General features: G+C 47.0%; 7 protein-coding genes, 1 tRNA gene and 1 pseudogene. All 9 read left to right on the forward strand.

Annotated features, from left to right (window positions below):
• Positions 1 to 526 (forward strand): annotated as a pseudogene (locus tag ACXLDX_RS10845) (hypothetical protein); the annotation flags it as partial.
• Positions 527 to 569: 43 nt separating this feature from the next.
• A complete protein-coding gene (locus ACXLDX_RS10850) occupies positions 570 to 893 on the forward strand; it encodes a YbaB/EbfC family nucleoid-associated protein (RefSeq protein WP_457577202.1) in 324 nt (107 codons plus the stop codon).
• Positions 894 to 960: 67 nt separating this feature from the next.
• Positions 961 to 1,563 (forward strand): recombination mediator RecR, encoded by a 603-nt coding sequence (recR, locus tag ACXLDX_RS10855; protein ID WP_457577203.1) that lies wholly within the window; start codon positions 961 to 963, stop codon positions 1,561 to 1,563.
• Between the two features lie 200 nt (positions 1,564 to 1,763).
• Positions 1,764 to 1,838 (forward strand) — tRNA-Val (locus tag ACXLDX_RS10860).
• 299 nt (positions 1,839 to 2,137) lie between these two features.
• Entirely contained in the window at positions 2,138 to 4,096 is a 1,959-nt protein-coding gene (thrS, locus tag ACXLDX_RS10865; protein WP_457577204.1) for a threonine--tRNA ligase, read from the forward strand.
• Between the two features lie 99 nt (positions 4,097 to 4,195).
• Positions 4,196 to 4,738: a translation initiation factor IF-3 gene (gene infC, locus ACXLDX_RS10870; RefSeq protein WP_457577207.1), complete on the forward strand. Its 543-nt coding sequence runs from the start codon at positions 4,196 to 4,198 to the stop codon at positions 4,736 to 4,738.
• A gap of 78 nt (positions 4,739 to 4,816) precedes the next feature.
• Positions 4,817 to 5,014 carry a 50S ribosomal protein L35 gene (gene rpmI / locus ACXLDX_RS10875; protein ID WP_228856584.1) on the forward strand — a complete coding sequence of 66 codons (198 nt, stop codon included), beginning with the start codon at positions 4,817 to 4,819 and terminating at the stop codon, positions 5,012 to 5,014.
• A 93-nt stretch (positions 5,015 to 5,107) separates the two neighbouring features.
• Positions 5,108 to 5,464: a 50S ribosomal protein L20 gene (rplT, locus tag ACXLDX_RS10880; RefSeq protein WP_457577205.1), complete on the forward strand. Its 357-nt coding sequence runs from the start codon at positions 5,108 to 5,110 to the stop codon at positions 5,462 to 5,464.
• A gap of 178 nt (positions 5,465 to 5,642) precedes the next feature.
• Positions 5,643 to 6,517, forward strand: an 875-nt coding sequence (gene pheS / locus ACXLDX_RS10885; RefSeq protein ID WP_457577206.1) for a phenylalanine--tRNA ligase subunit alpha, incomplete at its 3' end; no start/stop codon positions are given.

Consider the following 6,517-nt stretch of genomic DNA (forward strand, 5'->3'; position numbering starts at 1 on the left):
TACAACCCCCAGCCGAGGTTTTTCAGATAAACCGGCAACTGAATCCCCGGCTTTCCACGAGCCTGCTCCTGCTGCGGCACCAGAGATACCAGAAAAAGAGGAAGATGCAAAACCGGAAAAGCCACAGGTGCATCCCCATATTAAGGATATACGGAAAGACTGGCTGGAATTCATTGACTATGTGAAAGACAGAAAACTCTGGATGGCCCAGAATCTGCAACAGGCCGACTCGGCAAAACAGGTGAATGGCGAGCTGCATCTGGTCTACAGTACTCCCTCAAACTGCACGGTTCTCAGGCAGAAAGAGAACCTGAAACAGCTTTCCGAATTTGTTCTCGATTTTTTTCAGCAATCAATCAAAATACGATTTATAGTACCTGATAAGGAACTGGACAATGATGATACTAATGGAGAATCTCCCCGACGCAAACGGAGGGAACTTGCAGATGATCCCCTTGTAGTCATGGTAGCGGAAATCTTCAATGGGCAGGTGGGGAATATCAGAATTGGTCCAGGAAGCAGATAACCTGAATCCTGCAATTCAATTACTTATAATAAGGGTGACCAGGATGGACCTCAGCAGTATCATGGAACAGGCTAGAAACATGCAGGAAAAAATGGCAAAAATCCAGCAGGATCTTGCCTCGAAAACGATTACCGGCAGTGCTGGAGGAGGCATGGTAACCGTCACGGTCAATGGCAAGGCGGACATTCTTTCCATCAATATTGAACAGGCGGTCATTGACCCTGATGAAAAGGACATGCTGCAGGATCTCATTGTAGCCGCGACTAATGATGCTGTCCGCAGGGCACGGGAGCTCGGCAAGGAAGAAATGGCGCAGTTGACCGGTGGACTGAATATTCCCGGAATTTCCAATATTCTGAACCCATGACTGCCCGCATGGTCAGCAACTCCCTGATTTCATTGACCTCTGAACTGTAATTACCGGGTATTTTGTTATGCAGGTCATCCCTCCCGCACTTGAAAAACTTATTGAAAATCTCACATTGCTGCCGGGAATCGGCAAAAAAACCGCCACCCGGCTGGCAATGAATATTCTCCGTCGTCCCCCGTCCCAGGCGAAAGAACTCGCCCGTTCACTGGTGGATCTCCACGATTCCATACAACTCTGCTCCTGCTGTTTCGCATTTTCGGAAAGTGACCCCTGCGACATTTGCGCCGAACCTCGGCGCCACGCCGATATCATATGTGTGGTTGAACAGTCCGCGGATCTGCTGGCCATTGAAAAAACAGCTGCATTCCGTGGACATTACCATGTCCTCCACGGTGTCCTCTCACCCATGGATGGAATAGGACCGGACGAGATTAAAATCAGGGAACTGCTGGCACGCGTGGCAAACGGGACAGTCAGTGAAGTCATTATTGCCACCAGCTCCACCGTTCCGGGAGAAGCCACGGCAAATTACCTTACCGACTCCCTCAAAGACAGACCGGTGAAACTGACCAGACTGGCCTGTGGAATCCCCATGGGAATGGATATTAAATATGCGGATAAATACACCCTGGCCAGGGCGATTGAAAGTCGCTCATCACCTTTATGAAGGACGATCACCCACAGGCATCCGGCTCTAATTGCTCACAGGTGATTTTATTGCGAATGGATATATATTTACGGCAGCACATTTTCTTCAATATAAAAGGTGATTTTATCTTGACACTCACATGATTTACTGGTAATTGAAACAGGTTCGAAGGTTGCGACAGCTTCTCTCGGTCGCAACCCGGTTTTTTTTGTTTGAGCAGGCGCGTAGCTCAGTGGGAGAGCGCCACCTTGACGTGGTGGATGTCGGCGGTTCAATCCCGCCCGCGCCTACCAGAATATGGTAATTGCTCACAGGCACCCCAGCTTTTCACGGTCTCTTTTGCCCGCATAGGTAGACTATAGCAAACAAAAGAGCCTGTAAAAATCTGCGACACCTGCGAGCAATTACAGTTCAGAGGGAATAAACTCACAGAGTTGCTGCCCCTTTGACCAATTACAGAATATGAGGCTAAAGTGAGAACACCTTTTTCATAGGGCGTTAATTCTTTAGCCTTTATTTTTCTATTTATTTAATGGGTGCATCGGTTGGATCATCTTTTTTACCTGCCCTGATCCGCCATGCCTGAAATCTCATGATGGATATTTCTATAGCTTTAGCAGACAATGACAGCAGTGTTTCGGTTCCGGCTGGAACTACTGTTGGCGACGTTCTTTCTTCCCTGCTTTCCAACAAACAGAGAAAACGCACGGTTGCGGTGGAAATCGATTCCGTGCTCTGTGATTTTACCACTACGCTGAACGCCGATGCCACTCTTTTGCCGATTCAGATCGGCTCTGAAAAGGCTCTTGATATTCTTCATCATTCCACGGCACACGTCATGGCCCTTGCCGTACGTGATGTTTTCGGTCAGGATATTAAAATTGCCATTGGACCTTCCATTGACAATGGTTTTTATTACGATTTTTTAAGAGAAGAACCTTTCAGCCCGGAAGATTTCGAAAAGATTGAGGCTAAAATGGAAGAGATCGTTCGTCGGGCTCTTCCTTTCACACGTTCTGAACTTTCCAGTGACGATGCCATAAAAAAATTCGCAGCTGAAGAAGAAAAATATAAAGTTGAACTCATCCGGGATCTGAACACCGACACTGTATCGCTTTACCAGGTAGGGGAATTCACAGATCTCTGCCGCGGGCCACACCTTCCCAACACTTCTTTCATCAGGGCATTCAAACTGCTGAGGGTCGCCGGTGCCTATTGGCGTGGAGATGAAAAAAATGATGTTCTCCAACGAATTTACGGAACATCCTTTTTTGACAGAAAAGAGTTACGAAAATACCTCAATGGGCTTGAAGAAGCTAAAAAACGGGATCACCGCAAACTCGGCAGGGAACTCGAACTGTTCACCGTCCAGGAAGATATCGGTGCCGGCCTGATCCTCTGGCAGCCGAAGGGTGCTCAACTGCGAAGGCTTGTGGAAGATTACTGGAAAGACGAGCATTATCGTCATGATTACGAACTTCTCTACACACCGCATATTGCCCGACAGGATCTCTGGAAGACCTCCGGCCATCTGGATTTTTACAGTGAAAACATGTATTCATCCATGGATATAGATGATGTGGCCTACCAGCTTAAACCGATGAACTGTCCCTTTCATATCGGTGTGTACAACGCCCGCAAGAGAAGTTACCGGGAGCTGCCGATCCGCTGGTGCGAACTCGGAACTGTTTACCGTTATGAACGGGCTGGAGCCCTGCACGGTCTACTGCGTGTTCGAGGGTTCACCCAGGACGATGCACATATTTTCTGCCGTCCGGATCAGCTTGAAGAAGAGATTTTCAATATTCTTGAACTCAATCTTCTGATCCTTAAAAATTTTGGTTTTGAAGATTACGATATTTATCTTTCCACCCGACCGGAAAAATATGTCGGTTCTGATGAAAACTGGAACCTTGCCACCGAATCACTAAAGCTTGCCCTTGAGAAAAAGGGACTGAAGTATATGATAGACCCCGGTGAAGGGGTATTTTACGGACCGAAAATCGACATCAAGATCAAAGATCAACTTGGCAGGTCATGGCAATGCTCAACGATCCAGGTTGACTTTAATCTTCCCGAACGTTTTCAGCTTGGATATACCGGCTCCGATAACACTGAGCATCAGCCCATCATGATCCACCGGGCCCTGATGGGATCACTTGAAAGATTTATCGGCGTGTTGATTGAGCACTATGCTGGAGTATTCCCCCTCTGGTTCGCGCCAGTCCAGGCAAGAATACTGAATATAACAGATGATCAGGCTGCATACTGCGAAGAAATATTCACCCGTTTTCGCAGAGCCGGTCTCAGGGTCGAAAAAGATTTGCGCAATGAGAAACTGAATTTTAAAATCAGGGAAGCTCAGGTCAGTAAAATTCCATATATGCTTATAGTTGGAGACAAGGAAAAAGAAAACAACACGGTAACAGTCCGTCTCCGCAGTGGTAAAAACCTGGCCCCGATGTCCGTTGACGAATTCATCGCCAAGGTTACCGAGGAAGTGAAAACGGGTAGAGGTGATGACAAAACCGAGCCATCATCCCTTAAGTAAATACGTTAATAAATCATAAAAACAGTATACATTTTGTGCCGGAGATGGTATTTTCCGGCAAATATTTCATTTATCTCGTAAATTCGAGGAGGTACAGTTATCAGAAGAGGAAGACAAGCCCCGGTACAACGTGAAGTCAGAGTACAGATTAATGACCAGATACGCTTTCCCAAGGTACGTCTGATCGACCAGGACGGCTCACAAAGGGGAATAGTTACTTCGGATGAAGCTCGTAAGATAGCTTATGACGCAGGGCTTGACCTTGTGATCGTATCGGCTAATGCCGATCCACCGGTATGCCGGGTTATGAATTACGATAAATTCCGTTACGAGCAAAAGAAAAAGAGCCAGGAAGCAAAAAAGAAACAGACGACAGTTGAAACAAAAGAGATCAAATTTCGACCCAAGACAGACGAGCATGATCTCAATTTCAAGACTAAAAATATCAGAAAATTTCTGAAGAACGGCAATAAGGTCAAGCTGACCATGCGCTTTCGAGGCCGGGAAATTGTCTATTCACAGACAATCGGGATTGAAGCCATGAACAAGATTGCCGAATCACTGAAAGAAGATGCTGTTATCCTGCAGATGCCGAAAATGGAAGGCAGGCAGCTTGTTATGTTTGTAGGGCCCAAACCATAATTAACTGACGAACCACATCCAACAATCAGAATATCGATTTTTGTTCCATGTGATATTGAGGTGCAAAGGAGTAATCTCATGCCAAAAATGAAGACAAACAGAGGTGCGGCAAAACGATTTAAGGCCACAGGATCCGGCAAAATCAAGAGGAACAAGGCCTATTCAAGCCACATTCTCACCAAGAAGACAACCAAGCAGAAACGGGGCTTAAGAAAATCCGGCCTGGTGGATTCTGCCAATACCAAGGCAATCAAAAAGATTATGCCTTATCTGTAGTTTGCAACAAACATAATTTTTCCACTGCCGGGAGCTGTTCAGCTTTTGACGGTGACAGACCCGCCTGATAAATGCGGGGGAAAGGAGTATATCATGCCACGCGTAACACGAGGTTTTAAGGCTCGCAGAAGAAGAAACAGAGTACTGAAACTTGCAAAAGGATACAGGGGCGGACGTTCCCGTCTCTATCGTACCGCCACGGAAGCAGTAGACCGTGCATTATGCTATGCCTACAGGGACAGAAGAACCAAAAAAAGAGATTTTCGCCGTCTCTGGATTACACGTATCAATGCCGGTACCCGTCTCAACGATATGAGCTACAGCGCTTTTATGGGTGGACTGAAGAAGGCCGGTGTTGATCTTGACAGGAAAGTACTTGCAAATCTGGCCATTCTTGATGCGGAAGCATTCAGCAAGGTAGTGCAGGTGGCTAAAGAAGCCAACGCATAGGGTGATTGCCTGAAATTCGCTTTTTTCCCTGCCGGACATGGCGTTGGGTTTGCGAACAGGTTTCCTGCATATGACTCATAAAACATGCCGGTTTTTGGTTTATTGAACCATCAACCGGCATGTTTATTCGTAATTACGTTTTTTTCTCCCAGCATCAATTCCTTCATTCTCTACTATTATGGAAAACGAGTTACAACGGTTGGAAAATGAGGCCAGGGATCAACTGGCTCAAATAACAGATAACAGGCAACTTGAGGATTTCCGTGTTTCCTTTCTCGGCCGAAAGGGACATTTCACCACAGTCATGCGTCAACTTGGATCCGTTGCCAAAGAGGACAAACCCCGTATAGGCCGGATGGCCAACAGAATTAAAGGTGAAATTGAAAAGCTCTTCAAGGAAAAGGTCTCCTCACTGCGGGGGGCTGTGCAGTCTGAAACTGAGACGCCCGACCTGACCCTTCCCGGTCGATTCCCGGCTGTGGGCAAACTCCATCCGGTCACCCAGGTCATGAATGAGGCCTGCGCTATTTTCGAACAACTTGGTTTCTCGGTGGCTGAAGGTCCCGATGTGGAAACGGATCATTATAATTTTGAAGCCCTGAATATTCCTGCCCATCATCCCGCCAGGGATATGCACGATACGTTCTACGTCAGTGATTCAACCCTGCTCCGTACCCACACCTCACCCATGCAGGCCAGGATCATGGAAAGTCGGCAACCCCCTCTCCGGGTCATCGCTCCTGGAAAGGTGTACAGGTGTGATTCCGATATAACTCATACTCCAATGTTCCACCAGGTTGAAGGTTTTCTGGTTGACAGGGATATCTCTTTTGCCGATCTTAAAGGTATCCTGACTGTATTTCTCAGGGAAATGTTTGAAAAAGAACTTCCCTTACGTTTTCGTCCCAGTTTTTTCCCTTTCACAGAACCCAGTGCAGAAGTTGATATTGCCTGCGTTATGTGTGATGGTGCAGGATGTCGGGTCTGCAAAAAAACGGGCTGGTTGGAAATCCTGGGCTCCGGTATGATCGACCCCGAAGTTTTTCGTATGGT

It is taken from the genome of Desulfomarina sp., assembly GCF_054039375.1.